Consider the following 16,071-nt stretch of genomic DNA (forward strand, 5'->3'; position numbering starts at 1 on the left):
ATGGTGGTTGTAGAAAGGTGCAGGCATGTTACTGCACGCCAGCGGGCGCTGCGGCGACAATGGGTGCCTGTTCACTCCTGATTTACCCCCATGGCCAGCAGCCTTCTTGCCCTGATTGACGACATTGCCACTATCCTGGACGACGTCGCCGTGCTCTCCAAGGTGGCGGCCCAGAAAACGGCGGGCGTGCTGGGTGACGACCTGGCGCTCAACGCCCAGCAGGTGGCCGGCGTCACGGCAGATCGGGAGCTGCCGGTGGTGTGGGCGGTGTGCAAGGGCTCACTGGTCAACAAGCTCATTCTGGTGCCCTCGGCACTGCTCATCAGCATCGTCCTGCCCTGGGCGGTGACGCCCCTGCTCATGGTGGGCGGCGCCTACCTGTGCCTGGAAGGCTTCGAGAAGCTGGCACACAAGTTCTTCCACAGCGACGCCGAGGACCAGGCCCATGCGGACGAACTGCTGCAGGCCCTGGCCGACCCGGCGGTGGACCTGCTGGCCCTGGAGCGCGACAAGGTCAAGGGCGCCATCCGCACTGACTTCATCCTGTCGGCCGAGATCATTGCCATCACCCTGGGCACGGTGCAGGCCAGCCCCTGGATGACGCAGCTGGTGGTGCTGGCGGGCGTGGCGGTGGTGATGACCCTGGGCGTGTACGGCATTGTGGGCGGCATCGTGAAGATTGACGACGTGGGCCTCTATCTCAGCAAGAAACCGGGTTCGGGCGCGTGGGCCGGGGCGCGGCAGGCGCTGGGCCGGGGGCTGCTGCGGTCGGCGCCCTGGCTCATGAAGACGCTGGCGGTGGTGGGTACGGCCGCCATGTTCCTGGTGGGCGGCGGCATTCTGGTCCATGGGCTGGGGCCTTTGCACCACGGGGTGCTGGCGCTGGTGGCGCAGGCGGTGGCGGCATCGGGCGCGCTGGGCGGCGCCGTGCAGGCCCTGCTGCCCGTGTGCCTGAATGCGCTGGTGGGCGTGGCCGCCGGGGCGCTGGCGTTGCTGGGGCTCACAGCCAGCCAGCGTGTAGCAGCAAAATTCAGATAAAAATGCCTGTAACCCCCGTGTCTTCTGCGCAAATAGCTCCTAAATCCATAGCAACCGGTTTGCTGCTGGCCACGCTTGGCGCCATTGCCTTCAGCGGCAAGGCCATCATCGTCAAGCTGGCCTACCGCTATGGTGTGGATGCGGTCACCCTCATCATGCTGCGCATGCTGTTTGCGCTGCCGTTCTTTGTGGCCATGAGCTGGTGGGCCAGCCGCCCCCGGGCCGGCAAACCGGTGGCGCCCCTGACGTGCAAGGACGTGCTGGGCGTGGTCTGGCTGGGCGTGACCGGCTACTACCTGGCGAGTTTTCTCGACTTCGCCGGGTTGGCCTACATTACCGCGTCGCTGGAGCGGCTCATCCTGTACCTCAACCCCACGCTGGTGCTGCTGCTGGGGCTGGTGCTGGCCGGGCGGCACATTGGCCGGCGGCAGATGGCGGGTATGGCCATCAGCTATGCCGGTGTGCTGCTGGTGTTTGGCCACGAGGTCACGCTGCAGGGCGCCGACGTGGCGCTGGGCGCGGTGCTGGTGTTCCTGAGCGCCGTGAGTTACGCGCTGTACCTGTTCTACAGCGGCGAGATGGTGCAGCGCCTGGGCTCCCTGCGCCTGGTGGGGCTGGCCACCTCGGTGGCCTGTGTGTTGTGCATTGCGCAGTTTGTGGTCCTGCGGCCGCTGGACAGCGTGCTGGCGGTGGCGCCGCAGGTGGTCTGGCTCTCCGTGCTCAATGCCACGCTGTGCACCGTGGTGCCCGTGATGATGGTCATGATGGCCATCGAGCGCATCGGCTCCGGCCTGGCCGCCCAGGTCGGCATGGTGGGCCCCATGTCCACCATGATCATGGGTGTGCTGGTGCTGGGCGAGCCGTTCACGGCCTGGCTGGTGGCCGGCACCGCGCTGGTGATTGCAGGGGTGTTTGTGTGCAGCCGGGCGCGAGTCTGAATTTTCGCGGTTGCCATAACCCGTGCTCCTGGCGGCTGACCGTCCCTGTTCACAGGGGGCCGCGGTTTGTGTTGTTTTTGCGCCGATACAGCGGGCAGTCGGCGAACCTCCTGCGATCGTTGGCGCGACTTGATGGTTATAGTGGCGCAAAAAAAAGGGAGGATCTTACAAATGCGTTTCTTGCTTCAAGTATTTTTATTTGTTGGCTTGAGTAGCTTCTATGCAGGTGTGGCCAACAGTGCCGAATCAGATTGCGCCGGTATAAGTCCTGACGGCAAGGCGATCTGTGTATCGCCGGATTACAAACCGACCATATACAGCACGTGCGTGGAAACTGGCTTTCTGTATCCAGAAAATACCCTCCAAGCCTGCAAAGTAAAACTTGGATACGCCAATGGATATCCAAGTGAAGGTGCGGTTTCCGCGGCTATTAGCTGTGCCTTTAGTGGCGGCGGTGCAATTAGCTGGCTACCTGTTGGACAAACGCACTATGACTACAACCTGTGCTGGACCCGCACTGTCGCGCAAGTCAATGGAGTGGAAGTTCGAGGATGGGGACACTCCGTAGATGCCAATTGGGGCGTTGCGGTTTTAAGAGACACAGTGCCGTATTGCAAGGAAGGATTCACTGCGGTATATAAAAACCTTGCAGGTGTGAACGAGCTCGTCGCCTGTAAATCCACTTGCCCTACTGGGCAAGACCGAGTCAATGGCGTATGCCAAGTGCCAATTTCGGTAGTTATTCCAACCAAATATCCCGAACCAGAACGCACGGGTCCGCAAATATGCAGTGCCCAATCACAGTCCGGTTTCTCAACCAAAGCACCCATCATCCCCGCTACTGGTGAGAAGTACTACACCCACACCGACTACGCAGACCCGGGTGCCCACCCCATCAACCTTGAGCGCAGCTACCGCAGCCGTTGGTCCATCAACGGTGCCCCCGGCTTTGCGACCAACCCCGGTTTGGGACAAAGCTGGGCGCACAACCATAGCCTCAGCCTACAAACTGTCAGCGTAGACCTGCTGCGCCTTAAGGAGCCGTCAGGTAGCAATAGTGATTTCGCTAAAACTGCCAACACCAACGAGTGGCGCCCCGCCAGCGGCACTAGCCGTATCGTAACCAACACAATTCCTGGTACCAACCAAACTGGTTACCTCCTCACCCGTGCAGAAGACGACGCCACTCTACAGTTCAATATTGGCGGCATGCTCCTGAATATCACCGAACGCAACGGCTGGACTACCAGCTACACCTACAACAGTGCCAATCAGCTTAGCCAAATAACCAATGCCTTTGGCCGCAGCATCACCTTCAGCTACAACAGCGCGGGCCAGCTCGCCAGCGTCACCACACCCGATGGTCAAACCATAAGCTATACCTTTGATAGCGCACTGCGCCTGATTGGTGTTGTCTACCCCGGCAACGTATCTAAAACTTATTTGTATGAAGACAGTCGCTGGCCCCAATCGGTGACCGGCGTTGTAGACGAACGCGGAACCCGTCTGGCCACCGTGGTCTATGACGTTCAGGGCCGAGCAACCCAGAGCGGCTATGCTTTGGGCGCCGACCAATACAGCGTGGTCTACCCCGCCAGCACAGACGCTCCCACCCAGGTCACCGACCCCCTGGGCACCACCCGCAGCTACACCTACGGCACCACCCAAGGCAAACTGGCCGTTACCGCAGCCACCTTGCCCAGCGGCTCTGGTGGTGGCGACGCCGCCAGTCGTGTGCAAAACGCCAGCGGCCTGATCGACCTGGAAACCGACTTCACCGGAGTGCAAACCCTCTACACCTGGGACCTTGATCGCCGCCTGCCGCTGAGCACCACGCAAGCCGCCGGCCGGCCCGAGGCGATTACCACCAGCATTCAGTGGCACCCCACCTGGCGTCTGCCCGTGCAGGTAACCGAACCCGGCCGCACCACCCGTTACACCTACGACAACCGCGGCAATGCCCTGAGTGAAACGGTGACCGACACCACCAGCGGACCCAGCAATGGCGCCAGCCGCACCTGGGCCTGGACCTACACCGCCGCCAATCTCATCGACACCCAGACCAATCCCTTGGGTCAAGTCTGGCGTTTTGATTACGACAGTGCAGGTAACCGCACCAGCGTGCAAGACTCCCTGGGCCAGACCACCCGCTACAGCTACGACACTGCCGGACGGGTGATCACCCAGAGCGAGCCCGGCGGTTTGTTGACCACCTACAGCTACGACCTGCGTGGCCACCTGGTACAGCAAACCGCGGACACGGAATCAACCCACTTTACTTATACCCCCAGCGGCCAGCTCGCCAGCGTGACGTTGCCCAATGGCTATGCCATTGGCTACCAGTACGACGCAGCCCAACGCCTGGTGGCTGCCAGTGACAATCGGGGCAATGCCATTGTCTACACGCTGGATGCCATGGGCAACCGCGTGCGAGAAGATCTCAAAGACCCCAGCGGCAACATAGCGTTCACCACCAGCCGCGTGGTCAGCAACTTGAACCGCATCAGTGCTGTGGCTGGCAGCCAAGGCCAAAGTACCCAGTTTGGTTTTGATGCCAATGGCGAACCCGTGGCCCAGACCGATCCGCTGAACCACACCACCCGCCAAACCCTGGACGCCCTGCGCCGGCCCATTGCCATCACCTTGCCCGACAACGCCCAGGCCAGCACCGCCTGGAGTGCCCTGGGCGAGCTCGCCAGCGCCACCGACCCCAAAGGCGTTACCACCACCTACGTGCGCAACGCCTGGGGTGAGGTACTGCAAGAAACCAGCCCCGATAGCGGCACGACCACCTATACGCGCGACGCTGCAGGCTACGTCAGCGCTCAAACCGATGCACGCGGCCAAGCCACCCGCTATGACCGCGACGCCTTGGGCCGCCCCACTTTGATCACTTTGGCCGACGGCAAAACTCAAACCCTGGGCTACGACGCCCAAGGCAATGTGGTTGAGGTGACGGACGCCAGCGGCAGCACCCGCTACACCCGCGATGCCTTCGGCCGTGTTCTGCAAAAAACGCAGACGGTGGCAGACAACCCCGGCTACCCCAGCACCACCACCACGGCCTATGCCTACCACCCCGGCGGCACGCTGGCCCAAGTTACTTACCCTAGCGGCTTGAAGGTCTACTACCGACTGGGCAGTGGCGCCAACGTGGGCCGCATCGTGCAGGTGGATGTGCAGCAACCCGGCTGGAACCAACCCCTGCAAAGTTTTGTAGCTAACCTGACCTACACCGCGCTGGGCAAGCCCCAGAGCTGGAACTGGAGCAACACCGACGTAGCCCAAAGAAGCTTCGATGCCGATGGCCGCATGACTGCCAACGAGTTCGCCAGCTACCAATACGACGCCGCCGGACGCATCACTGCCATCACGCAAGCTCTGCGCACCCAAGGCGGCAGTACCCCCATCAGTTGGAGTGCTGGCTACGACGCCCGCGACCGCCTTACCAGCTTCGCCCGCACCAGTGGCGGCGGTGCCAGCACCCGCTATACCTACGACGCCAACAGCAATCGCCTCAGCAGCATCGATACCACCACCAGCGACACTGACCTGGACGGCGACTTCGACCAGAGTGACACCACGCAAACTACCGCTCAGGCCCTGCTCATTGCGGCTACCAGCAACCGCCTGTTGGGCTTCACCCAAACCCAAACCGTCAACCGTACCAACGCCAAAGGCCAAGCGGTAGTGACCAGTACCAGCACCCAGGTCAACTACAGTCTGGACGAGACGGGAAACCTCACCAGCGATGGCCTGCGCCAGTTTGGCTACGACGCTGCCAACCGCCTGAGCCAGGTGCAAAGAGGTCAAACTCACCCCGGGGCGCATGACAACGCCAGCAAAGTGGTCTACCTGCACAACGCCCTAGGCCAGCGCGTCTTCAAGAGCGAACCGCAGGTCACGCAGGCCAAGCCGGATGCAGACGAACTCGGTGGTGATTTCCTTCACTGGCTCCAGAACAGTTTTGGCTGGCTGTTTGCCCACAGCCGCCAACCCACCCTGCTGGGCCAAAGCTATGTGTATGGCGACGGCCAACTGGGCAGCTACAACCTGCTGGGTGAATACGGTAACGGCGGCAGCAAGAGCGCCGGGCGCATGGAGTACCTCTGGCTACCCACCGAGGCGGGCAGTGCCCAGCTCATTGGCCTGTACCGCAACCACCGCTTCTATGCGGTGCACACGGATCACCTGGGAACCCCCCGCCTGGTCACGGACGACGACAATCGCCCGGTGTGGCAGTGGAGCTACTCCGCGTTTGGCGACAACAAACCCATGGGCATCCTCAGGGCCACGCACAACCCGAAGCAAGCGGTGACGAATATGCCGCAGATGCTCAAGGCCACCAACCCGGCCATCACGATGAACCTGCGTTTCTCCGGGCAGTATTGGGATGAGGAAAGCAAGCTGAGCTACAACTATTTTCGGTCGTACCAGGGTAGCCAGGGGCGGTACACGCAGAGTGATCCGATTGGGGTGAGAGGCGGGTTAAACACATATGCATATGTGGAGGGAAACCCGTTGCGCTTTATAGACCCACGCGGGTTGGATAACCCTAGGATGGGCCCCTATGGGCCATATTGGAACCTACCTTCGCTGGATATACCTGCTATGAGCACTTGGTTGAATGCCAATGCGTATTCTTCTTCCCACGGACAATGTGCCAAGTATGTCCGTCTCGGGCTGGAGGCCGCAGGTGCCAACACAAGCGGGCATCCGGTGGCTGCTGCGGACTACGCAACTACAGTTCAACGCAACGGGTATGTTCCGATCCACGCTGAGCAGTATGTACCGCGGGAGGGCGATATTACCGTAATCGATCGCACAGATCGGCATGCTTATGGTCATATAGCGGTGTATGACGGACAGCAATGGATTTCGGACTTCAAACAAAAGAATCAGTCACCCTATGCGGATAAGACGATACCGATGCAGGTCTATCGCTACCCTGTGAATGGCAGTGATTGTGGATGTCAGTAAGGGGCTCAATATGCGTACTTTGAACTTGTGGGTTCAATATGGTTCTTTATGCTTATTTTTCTTGGCTTGTATGACTCTCAATGCAAAGGCGACTCCAGTACCTGCGCAAAAAAATGAGTCAGCGCAAATGGTTGTGCAACGTCTTTATCAAGACTACGCTTGGGTGGTTTCTGCGAAACCAGTTCGAGGAAAGAAAGACTTAATTGCTGAATCGGAAGAAGTTCTGGCCCAGTATTTCACCGATGCTCTTGCCAAATTGATTCGCCAAGATTTCGAGTGCGCGCGGGAATCTTCTGAGATATGCAACTTGGATTTTGATCCAATTTATGCGTCGCAAGATCCTCAAGCAAGGAATTTGCGCGTCCTTGAGCTTGATAAAAACCAGCATGTTGCGGTTCAATTTAGGTACCCAAGTACAGGTCAGATGATTCAAGTGGAGTACAAAATGGAAATGGTGGATCGTGGGTGGCGCATCAGTGACGTTTGTTACAGGCATACGAAATGTCTTCGTCAAATCCTGGAACATCCTATTAAAAAAAAATAGCCACTCGTCATCTGTAGTTTTTGCACGTTGGCGTTGAGGTCACTATTTCGTCTGGTGCGTTTGTCCGTTCTGTGTGAAAACAGTTGATCTTTGAATCCACTGACGGGAAAGTTCAAACCATTATTGAAATCACTCCTGCCCCCTGGCCATAGTAGAAGTTTCTTTGAATTTTTGAACCAATCTGAAGTAGAGGTTGGAAAAATGTTTCGCACGGCATTTGACTGGCGGAGCGGACCTCGGTGCGTTATGGGTTTTTGGTAGCTGGGAACTTCCCGTCAAACCACAGACCTGATGCGCTCAAAACAACTGCGTCAAATGCACCGAGTCGCTGTTGCGCTCCACCTGTACCGTGTCCGAGCCCTTGTGCGCCAGGCGCAGCATGCGGTTGTTGCCGGGTAGCACGTCGGCCACGAAGCCGCGCAGGCCGCGCTTGGCGGCGTGCTGGGCCATGCAGTCCTGCATGGCGGTGCCCAGGCCGCAGCCCTGCCAGTCGGGGTGCACCATGAAGGCGGTGTCGGCCAGGTTGGTGGTGGGGTTGGTGAAGTAGCACGACTGCCCCACGATGTGCTCGTCTTCGCGCGGACCGGTGGTGGCCACAAACGCCACCTCGTGCTCGTAGTTGAGGTTGCACAGGCGTTGTACGTCGGCGTTGGAGAGGCCGCGCACATGGCGGAAGAAGCGGGTGTAGATGTCGGCTTCGCTCAGGTGGTGGAACAGGTCGCGTATGCCCTGGGCGTCGCTGGAGAGGGCCGGGCGCAGTTTCACGGTGCGGCCGTCTTTGAGGACGACGGTGCGCTCTTCTTCCACCGGGTAGGCGCGCAGGTTTTGCAGGGTCTGGTCTGCGGCCAGGTAGCCTAGCGCCTGGGCCTGGGCAAACAGCTCGGGGCGGAACTGCGGGTGGGCCAGCTCGATCAGCGCCGTGGCGCGCTCGCGGATGGATTTTCCAAACAGGTAGGCAATGCCGTATTCGGTGACCACGTAGTGCACGTCGGTGCGGGCAATGGTGGCGGCCTCGCCCGCCAGCAGTGCCGGGCGGATGCGCGAGGCCTTGCCGTCTTCGGTGGTGGAGCTCATGCAGATGATGGGCTTGCCGCCGGGGGAGCGCGAGGCGCCGCGCAGGAACTCGTCCTGGCAACCCATGCCGCTGTAGAACTCGCCGCCAAACTGGTCGATGCAGACCTGGCCGGTAAGGTCCACCGCAAAGCCTTGCGCAATGGCCACCATCTTGTACTGCGCCGCAATGGTCACCGGGTTGCACACCGCTTCGATGGGCTGGAACACGAACAGCGGGTTCTGGTCGATGTGGTCGTACAGCGCGCGCGAGCCCAGCGCCAGACTGGCCACGATCTTGAAGGCCTGGCGGGTCTTGCGCGCACCGGTCAAGCTGCCGTTTTCGAGCAGCGGCAGGATGGCGTCGGTGATCAGGTCGGAGTGGATGCCCAGGTCCTTGCGATCGGTCAGGTACTGCAGGGCTTCGTGGGCCACCGGTCCCAGGCCGATCTGCAGGGTGGAGCCGTCGTCGATGATGCCGGCAATGTAGCGCGCAATGCGCTGCACGGCTTCGGCCTGCACCGGCATGCGGTCCATTTCGGTGATGGGCGCGTTGACGGGCACCAGGTGGTGGATGCGGCTGATGTGCAGGGTGGAGTCGCCCATGGAGCGGGGCATGGCGGGGTTCACCTCGGCAATCACCAACCGGGCGCGGGCCACGGCCGCCGGAATGATGTCCACCGACACGCCCAGGCTCACGTAGCCAAAGGCATCGGGCAGCGACACCTGGATGAGCGCCACATCCACCGGAATTCGGCCCAGCGCAATCATCTCGGGCACACGGGCAATGGACATGGGCACATAGTCCACCAGCCCCTGCTTGATGGCCGCGCGCATGTCGGTGCCGACAAAGAAGGTGCGGTGGCGAAAGCGCGTGGTGCTCTGGCCCTGCGCGTCGTGACCAAAGGCCTTGATGGTGAGAAAGTGCAGCAGTTCCACGTCGGCGGGCGGCACGGCCATGGTCTCCAGCACCTGCAGCAACCGGTGGGGCGCGGCACAGCCGGTGCCCACAAACACATGCTCGCCGTTGTGGATGTGTCCCACGGCCGCCTCGGCGGTGGTGATCTTGTCGGCATAGGGCTGCAGGGCGGCGTGGGGGTCCGGGGCTTTTGCGGGCATGGGCAAGGGCGTGCTGTAAATGGAGTCCGTATCATCAGCGATATCGGTTTTGTTTGGCAACAGCGGCACAGGAGAATCAGCATGGATTTGGGCATTCGCGGTAAATGGGCGCTGGTGTGTGGCGCCAGCAAGGGGCTGGGCCTGGGTTGCGCGCAGGCACTGGTGCAGGAGGGTGTCAATGTGCTGATCGTGGCGCGGGGCGCCGAGCAGCTGGAAGCATCTGCTACCAAATTGAGAGCTGTTGACGCAGGTTCCACGGGCGCCAGCGTGCTGTTTTGTGCCCAAGACATCACCACCGAGGCTGGGCGGGCCGCCGTGTTTGCCATGCGCCGCGACTTCGACATCGTCGTCACCAACGCCGGCGGTCCGCCGCCCGGCGATTTCCGCGACTGGGACCGTGAGGCGTGGATCCGGGCTGTGGACGCCAACATGCTCACGCCCATTGAGCTCATCAAGGCCACGGTGGACGGCATGGCGGCGCGCGGCTTTGGTCGCATCGTCAACATCACGTCCAGTTCGGTGAAGGCGCCTATTGACATCTTGGGTCTGTCCAACGGCGCACGCAGCGGCCTGACGGGCTTTGTGGCCGGCGTGGCGCGCAGTGGCGTGGCAGCGCAGGGTGTCACCATCAACAACCTGCTGCCCGGGGTGTTTGACACCGACCGCATCAAGACCACCATGCAGGCAGCAGCGCAGAGAACCGGCCAGCCGGTGGAGGCCTTGTTGGCAGCCCGCCGCCAGGGCATTCCGGCACGCCGCTTTGGCACGCCGCAGGAGTTCGGCGCCATCTGCGCTTTCCTGTGCAGCGTGCAGGCCGGCTACATCAACGGCCAGAACGTGCTGGCCGATGGCGGTGCCTACCCGGGCACGTATTGAAATCTTCGTGAATTCTCTGCACGTGAACGGCAACACCTGGTACCGGTCGCCGCTGGCGGCCCTGGTCGTGGGCTTTGGCGTGTGCACGCTGGGGCTGCAGCTGTGGCCGGGCGCCGCCGAGGCGCTGCAGTTCACGCGCCTGCGCTACGCACAGGGCGCGCACTGGCAGCTGCTGACGGCGCAGTGGGTGCATCTGAGCCTGGGGCATGCGCTGGGCAATGCCCTGGCCTTTGCCGTGCTCGCCCTGTGGAGCGGGCGTTGGCTGGGTTGGCGCCAGCAACTGCTGGCGCTGGGCGGCGGCTATGCCGGCGTGGCGGTGGTGCTGGCACTGGATGCACAGTGCCGCTACTACGCGGGGGCTTCCGGCGCCTTGCACGGGCTGCTGGCGGGCAATGCTCTGTACATGGTCTGGGTGGGCCGTGCACAGGGGCTGCGCACGGGTGCCGCGCGCGAGCCCTGGTTCAACACCACGCGCGGGGTGGGCCTGGCTCTGCTGGGTGCGTTGGTCTTCAAGCTGTGGTGGCAGTCAGGTGACACACCAGCCGCACCATGGGGCGGCTGGAGCTTTCCGGTCTACCACCCCGCCCATATTGCCGGGGCCTTGGGCGGTATGGGGTTGGTGCTGCTGGTGTTAGCCGCGCGTGCCGTGCGGGCGACGCCCGACCAGGCCTAAGGCTGCCAGCGCCAGCAGGGCGAAGGCGTCCAGCCAGCCCAGGGAACCACCGCCGCCGCCGGCCGCGGGTGCAGGTGTCGCCGCCGTAACCGTGACGGACACGGTTTGTGGAGTTCCATCGACATAGCCATCATTGGGCTTGACCGTGAACGAGTAGCTTCCTGCCGGTCCGGCGGCATTCCAGGTAAATGCACCCGTAGTGGCATTCAGGCTGGCACCACTGGGCAGGCCGCTGGCGACGAAGGTTACGGTATTGCTATCCGCATCGGTGGCCGTGGCGGTGAAGCTCAGGTTAGCGCCGGCAACCACCGACAGCGCAGGAATCGATGCCAAGACGGGCGCCGTGTTGGTGATGACGCTGACGTAGTTCGACGCTGTCTGCGGCGTGCCGGCGCTGTCGGTGGCCGTGACCTTGAAGGTGTAGCCGCCTCCAGGTGTGGGAGCGACGAAGGACGGAGTGGCCGTCGTGGAATTGTTCAGGGTTACGGTACCACCGGCGACTTTTGTCCACACGTAGCTGTAGGGGGCGGTGCCGCCGTTGGGGGTCGCCGTCAGGTTGACGGTGGATCCGGTGAGGCGCACACCCGTCTGAACCACCGACGCAGCCACCGTGGGTGCTGAGGCGGTGACGCGGGCGAGGGCGGCATTGGCGTCCAGAAGGCCGGCACCACAGTCGGTACGGCCTGCGCAATAAGTACCTACCGGGTGGGCACGGACGGAACTGACCAGTATCGAGCTCACGGCGTCCGGGGTCAGAGTCGAATCCTTGCTGAACAGCAAGGCCGCCACACCGGCCACATGGGGCGTTGCCATGCTGGTGCCTTGGTAGCCTGCGTAGCTGTCGGCAACAGGGATGGTGGTGCCGCTGTTCAGGGTGGAGTACACCAGGGCGCCGTCGCCTGTCACGATGGTACCGTTGCCGCCACCGGGGGCGCTGATGGTGGTACCGGGGCCGATGTTGGCGTAAGTGGCGTTGTCGCCGAGTTTGGTGTGGGCGGTCACCGCGATGACGCCGCTGCAATTGGCGGGGCGGCTGATGGTGTTGTAGCCGTCATTGCCGGTAGCAACCACTACCACGCTGCCGGCGGTGCGAGCGGCATCGACGGCATCCTGGTAGGTCTGACCACATACGCCTCTACCGCCCAGACTCAGGTTCAGAACCTTGGCCTTGTTGGCGACGGGATTGTTTGGCACACCTGGAATGCTCACGCCGACCGCCCATTGCATGCCGGCAGCAATGTCGGAGATAAAGCCACCGCACTTGCCGAGTGCCCGTACCGGAAGAATCTTGGCGTTGTAGGCTACGCCGACGCCGCCGTTGCCATTGTTGGCCGCTGCCGCGATGGTCCCCGCCACGTGGGTGCCGTGCCAGGTGCTGTTGGTGGCGCTGGAGCCCGTGTAGCAGGCTCCGGCGGTTGTCCAGTCGCCCGGGTCGCTGGCATCGGCGTCACGGCCATCTCCGTCGTTGGCGACGGTGGTGTCGCTGATGAAGTCATAACCCGGTAGCAGGTTGGCGGTCAGATCGACGTGCGACCGGACACCGGTGTCAATCACGGCCACCACCACACCCGTACCCGTGGCTGTGTCCCACGCGGTTGGTAAGTTGATGGCGCCAGGGTAGGTGGCCGAATCCTGGTAATGCCATTGCTGAGCCGCATAGCTCGGATCAGTGGGGGTTGTGATGGATGGATAGGCCAGTTCGTCGACCTCGGCATACGCCACATTGGGATCCTGCTCAATCTGCTTGGCCAATGCAAACAACTCGGCGTGGCTGAGTTTCTGGCCCGTGGTGGCGACGTGGGTTTTGGGGGTGACCGACTTGAGGTACGTCAACCCGCCCACATTGGTGCTGGCCACTTGCAAGGCGGCGTTGCTCTCCAGCATCGACACCTGGCTACGCGCCGTGTTGAGGTCGAAAGTGCCAGCGGGTGTGGCGGCTTTGGCCTTGAACTTGATGATCAGGCGATTGAACTGAGCCCCGGTCTGTAGCGGCCCGGAGAGTGCGGACGTTCTTGCGTCGGGAGCGGATGTTCCCTTGGGTGTCAGCTGCGCCGTGGACAAGGTGCTGGCGGTTGCGACGGACAGTGCAATCGCGGTGATGCCAATATGTTTTGGCTTGATTCTCATGGTGATCCCTTAGGTCGAGGTTAGAAAAATGGTATATGGTTGCGTAAGCGATTGCGGTTGCATTCCCGGGGAGCGCCGCCAGCAGACAGTGGCTGGATGATTCGGCTCAGGAGGGGTGCGCCAGCGCGTCCACTTCGGTGCGCAACACGGTTGGGGCATCGCTCAGACGCTGCAGCACGTCAGCCGGGCGCTGGTTGCCCAGGGGTTCGACCCGGTACACATGGGTGTCGGCTGAAACGCTGTCCAGGTAGGTGATGTGGGCATTGGCCTGCTGGCCCAGGGTTTGCAGGAAGGTGGCGTCGGCATACGCAACGGTGGTCCGGAATTGCACAATGACGCGCATGGCGGGGCTGGAGGGCACCACGGCCGGGGCGGGTGCCGTTGTGTTCTGCGCCACCGGTGTGACCGGTGTCAGGGCCGGGCTGCAGGCACCCAGAAGCAGGGTCAGCGCAGGAGCCAAGGTAAGCCCCTGCCACGCGCCCTTGCCATGCGGCCTGGGCGCGCAGGCTTGCGCCGTTCGCGACCCGTTCGAACCGTTCTCTTGCATACCACTTCCCTGTGTTTCTTTGTTTGTCAGCCGGGAACTTTAGCTATGCGTATGACATTTGGCTGTGATTAAAGTCACGGTTCACTGCCTTTCGGGTGACGCCTTTGAGGAGAATCAACAGACCGACTCTCGGTGCGCACACGGATGTAACAAAAGGTATCAACATCACCGTCGTGACGACAGCACGATGCCCGAGACGATGAGCACAAACGCCACCCCGTGAAAGAGCTGCGGGGTTTCTCCCAGAAAGGCGGTGGACAGCAATGCGGTGAATAGCGGCGTCAGGTTGATGAAGAACCCCGCCGCTGCCGGCCCGGCGCGCGACACGCCTGCGCCCCATGCGCGGTAAGCGATCAGCGCCGGCCCCACGGCGATGAACAGCAAGGCCGCCAGCAGAGACCCGCTCCAGTCGACATGTGCATCGGTCAGTGCCCACTCGGCGCCGGTGAATGCGGCGGACCACAGCAGGCCAAACACGATTTGCCCCATCAAGAAAGCGGCCCAATCGGTACGCAGCGCGGCGGCTTTCGGGGTGGGGTGGGCCAGCATCCAGCTATAGTACGCCCAGCCCATGCTGGCCAGCAGCACATACAAATCGCCCATTACCAGATGCAGCCCCAGCAGCAGTGCCCACTGGCCCCGGCACAGCACCAGTAGCACGCCGCCAATGGACAGCACGGCGCCCAGCATCTGTCGCCCCGAGATGGTTTGCCCGAAAAACACCCGCCCGAACAGCAGCATCCAGATCGGCAGGCTGGCGCCCACCAGCGTGACGTTGATGGGCGTGGATGTATTGAGCGCCAGATAGAGCAAGGCGTTGAAGCCGCCAATGCTGAACAGACTCAGTAGCGTGAAATGCCGCCACTGGCTCCACAAGGGGCTGCTGCGGCGCAGGACGCCACGGGCCAGCGGCAGCAGGATCAGAAACGCCAATGTCCAGCGCAACAGGTTCAGGGTCATGGGCGAAATCACCGGACTGACGAGGCGCCCCACCACAGCATTGCCAGCCCACAGCAAGGGGGGAATGAGCAGCAGCACAAAGGCGGTGGGGGTCAGGCGTTGGGACATGGCGGGAACTGTACCAAGCCCTTCACCGTGCACGCACGCGCAGGGCCATTTCGTGGCAGGATGGTGCCCTGCGGCGCGCAGGGAGCGCGCCGCCTGATTCCACCGGAGACCCGCGCATGCCCATCCTGTCCAGAGCCATTCACATCGACCAGCACGGTGGCCCCGAGCAACTCAAGCTGGTGCAGGTCAGTGTGGGGGATCCGGGGCCGGGTGAGATCCGCATACGCCACCATGCCGTGGGGTTGAACTTCATCGACGTGTACCAGCGCAGCGGCCTGTATCCCATGGCCATGCCCCTGCAGCTGGGCATGGAGGCGGCCGGCGTGGTGGAGGCGGTGGGCCCCGGCGTGACGCACTTGCAGGCGGGAGACCGCGCGGCCTACGCCAGCCAGCCCCCGGGCAGCTACTGCGATGTGCGGGTGATGCCGGCCACGTGCGTCTGCAAGCTGCCCGATGCCATCCCGTTTGATACGGGCGCTGCCATGATGCTCAAGGGCCTGACGGCGCAGTACCTGCTGCGGAAGACGCTGCCCCAGGGCGGGCTGAACCCGGGTGACTTCGTGCTGTTCCATGCCGCCGCCGGTGGCGTGGGTTTGATTGCCTGCCAGTGGGCGCGCGCCCTAGGTCTGCAGCTCATCGGCACAGCGGGGTCGGACGCCAAATGCGCGCTGGCGCTGGAGCATGGTGCGGCGCATGCCATCAACTACGTCAAAGAGGATTTCCTGGCCCGGGTGAAGGAGATCACGGGTGGCAAGGGCGTGAAGGTGGTGTACGACTCGGTGGGCAAGGACACCTGGGACAAGTCGCTGGACTGCCTGGCTCCCTTTGGCCTGATGGCCAGCTTCGGCAACGCCTCGGGCCCGGTGGCACCGTTTGCCCCTGGCGTGCTGGGGGCCAAAGGCTCGCTCTACGTCACGCGCCAGACCCTGTTCACCCACATTGCCACGCGTGAAAGTACGCTGGCCATGGCCGATGAGCTGTTCGGGGTGGTGGTCAGCGGCAAGGTCGAGATTCGTATTGATCAGCGTTATCCGCTGGAGCAGGTGCAGCAGGCCCATCGGGACCTTGAGGCACGCAAAACAACTGGTTGCACTATCCTGACCCTGTAGGC

General features: G+C 62.4%; 11 protein-coding genes. 7 read left to right on the forward strand and 4 right to left on the reverse strand.

Features of this window, described 5'->3' with window-relative positions:
• Positions 1 to 90: 90 nt before the first annotated feature.
• From AC1Q5W_RS03695 to AC1Q5W_RS03710, 4 genes are all read left to right on the forward strand, one after another.
• On the forward strand, positions 91 to 1,038 hold the full coding sequence (locus AC1Q5W_RS03695; RefSeq protein ID WP_492643806.1) for a DUF808 domain-containing protein: 948 nt from the start codon (positions 91 to 93) through the stop codon (positions 1,036 to 1,038).
• A 2-nt stretch (positions 1,039 to 1,040) separates the two neighbouring features.
• The gene (locus AC1Q5W_RS03700) at positions 1,041 to 1,976 is read left to right on the forward strand and encodes a DMT family transporter (protein ID WP_492643805.1); all 936 of its coding nucleotides are present in this window, start codon (positions 1,041 to 1,043) and stop codon (positions 1,974 to 1,976) included.
• Between the two features lie 171 nt (positions 1,977 to 2,147).
• Entirely contained in the window at positions 2,148 to 6,956 is a 4,809-nt protein-coding gene (locus tag AC1Q5W_RS03705; RefSeq protein ID WP_492704068.1) for an RHS repeat-associated core domain-containing protein, read from the forward strand.
• Positions 6,931 to 7,500, forward strand: coding sequence for a DUF3828 domain-containing protein (locus AC1Q5W_RS03710; protein ID WP_492704070.1), 570 nt, complete (start codon positions 6,931 to 6,933; stop codon positions 7,498 to 7,500). The genes AC1Q5W_RS03705 and AC1Q5W_RS03710 overlap by 26 nt, the downstream gene beginning before the upstream one ends.
• 297 nt (positions 7,501 to 7,797) lie before the next feature.
• Here AC1Q5W_RS03710 and AC1Q5W_RS03715 read toward each other — a convergent pair whose 3' ends face one another.
• Positions 7,798 to 9,669, reverse strand: coding sequence for a GNAT family N-acetyltransferase (locus AC1Q5W_RS03715; protein ID WP_492643802.1), 1,872 nt, complete (start codon positions 9,667 to 9,669; stop codon positions 7,798 to 7,800).
• Between the two features lie 81 nt (positions 9,670 to 9,750).
• Here AC1Q5W_RS03715 and AC1Q5W_RS03720 point away from each other — a divergent pair, with 81 nt between their 5' ends.
• A complete protein-coding gene (locus AC1Q5W_RS03720; RefSeq protein ID WP_492643801.1) occupies positions 9,751 to 10,545 on the forward strand; it encodes an SDR family oxidoreductase in 795 nt (264 codons plus the stop codon).
• A gap of 7 nt (positions 10,546 to 10,552) precedes the next feature.
• A complete protein-coding gene (locus tag AC1Q5W_RS03725; protein ID WP_492643800.1) occupies positions 10,553 to 11,218 on the forward strand; it encodes a rhomboid family intramembrane serine protease in 666 nt (221 codons plus the stop codon).
• Here AC1Q5W_RS03725 and AC1Q5W_RS03730 read toward each other — a convergent pair.
• The 3 genes from AC1Q5W_RS03730 to AC1Q5W_RS03740 form a co-directional block, all read right to left on the reverse strand.
• Positions 11,177 to 13,345, reverse strand: coding sequence for a S8 family peptidase (locus tag AC1Q5W_RS03730; protein ID WP_492643799.1), 2,169 nt, complete (start codon positions 13,343 to 13,345; stop codon positions 11,177 to 11,179). The genes AC1Q5W_RS03725 and AC1Q5W_RS03730 overlap by 42 nt on opposite strands.
• Before the next feature lie 106 nt (positions 13,346 to 13,451).
• Positions 13,452 to 13,892, reverse strand: a complete 441-nt coding sequence (locus tag AC1Q5W_RS03735; protein WP_492704072.1) for a hypothetical protein — start codon at positions 13,890 to 13,892, stop codon at positions 13,452 to 13,454.
• A gap of 165 nt (positions 13,893 to 14,057) precedes the next feature.
• Positions 14,058 to 14,960, reverse strand: coding sequence for a DMT family transporter (locus tag AC1Q5W_RS03740; RefSeq protein ID WP_492643797.1), 903 nt, complete (start codon positions 14,958 to 14,960; stop codon positions 14,058 to 14,060).
• Positions 14,961 to 15,085: 125 nt separating this feature from the next.
• Between AC1Q5W_RS03740 and AC1Q5W_RS03745 the strand changes: the two genes are divergently transcribed.
• Complete coding sequence (locus AC1Q5W_RS03745) at positions 15,086 to 16,069, forward strand: quinone oxidoreductase family protein (protein WP_492646120.1); 984 nt, start codon at positions 15,086 to 15,088, stop codon at positions 16,067 to 16,069.
• Positions 16,070 to 16,071: the final 2 nt, after the last annotated feature.

This window comes from Rhodoferax sp. MLSD5-FHT05B10 (genome assembly GCF_058793415.1).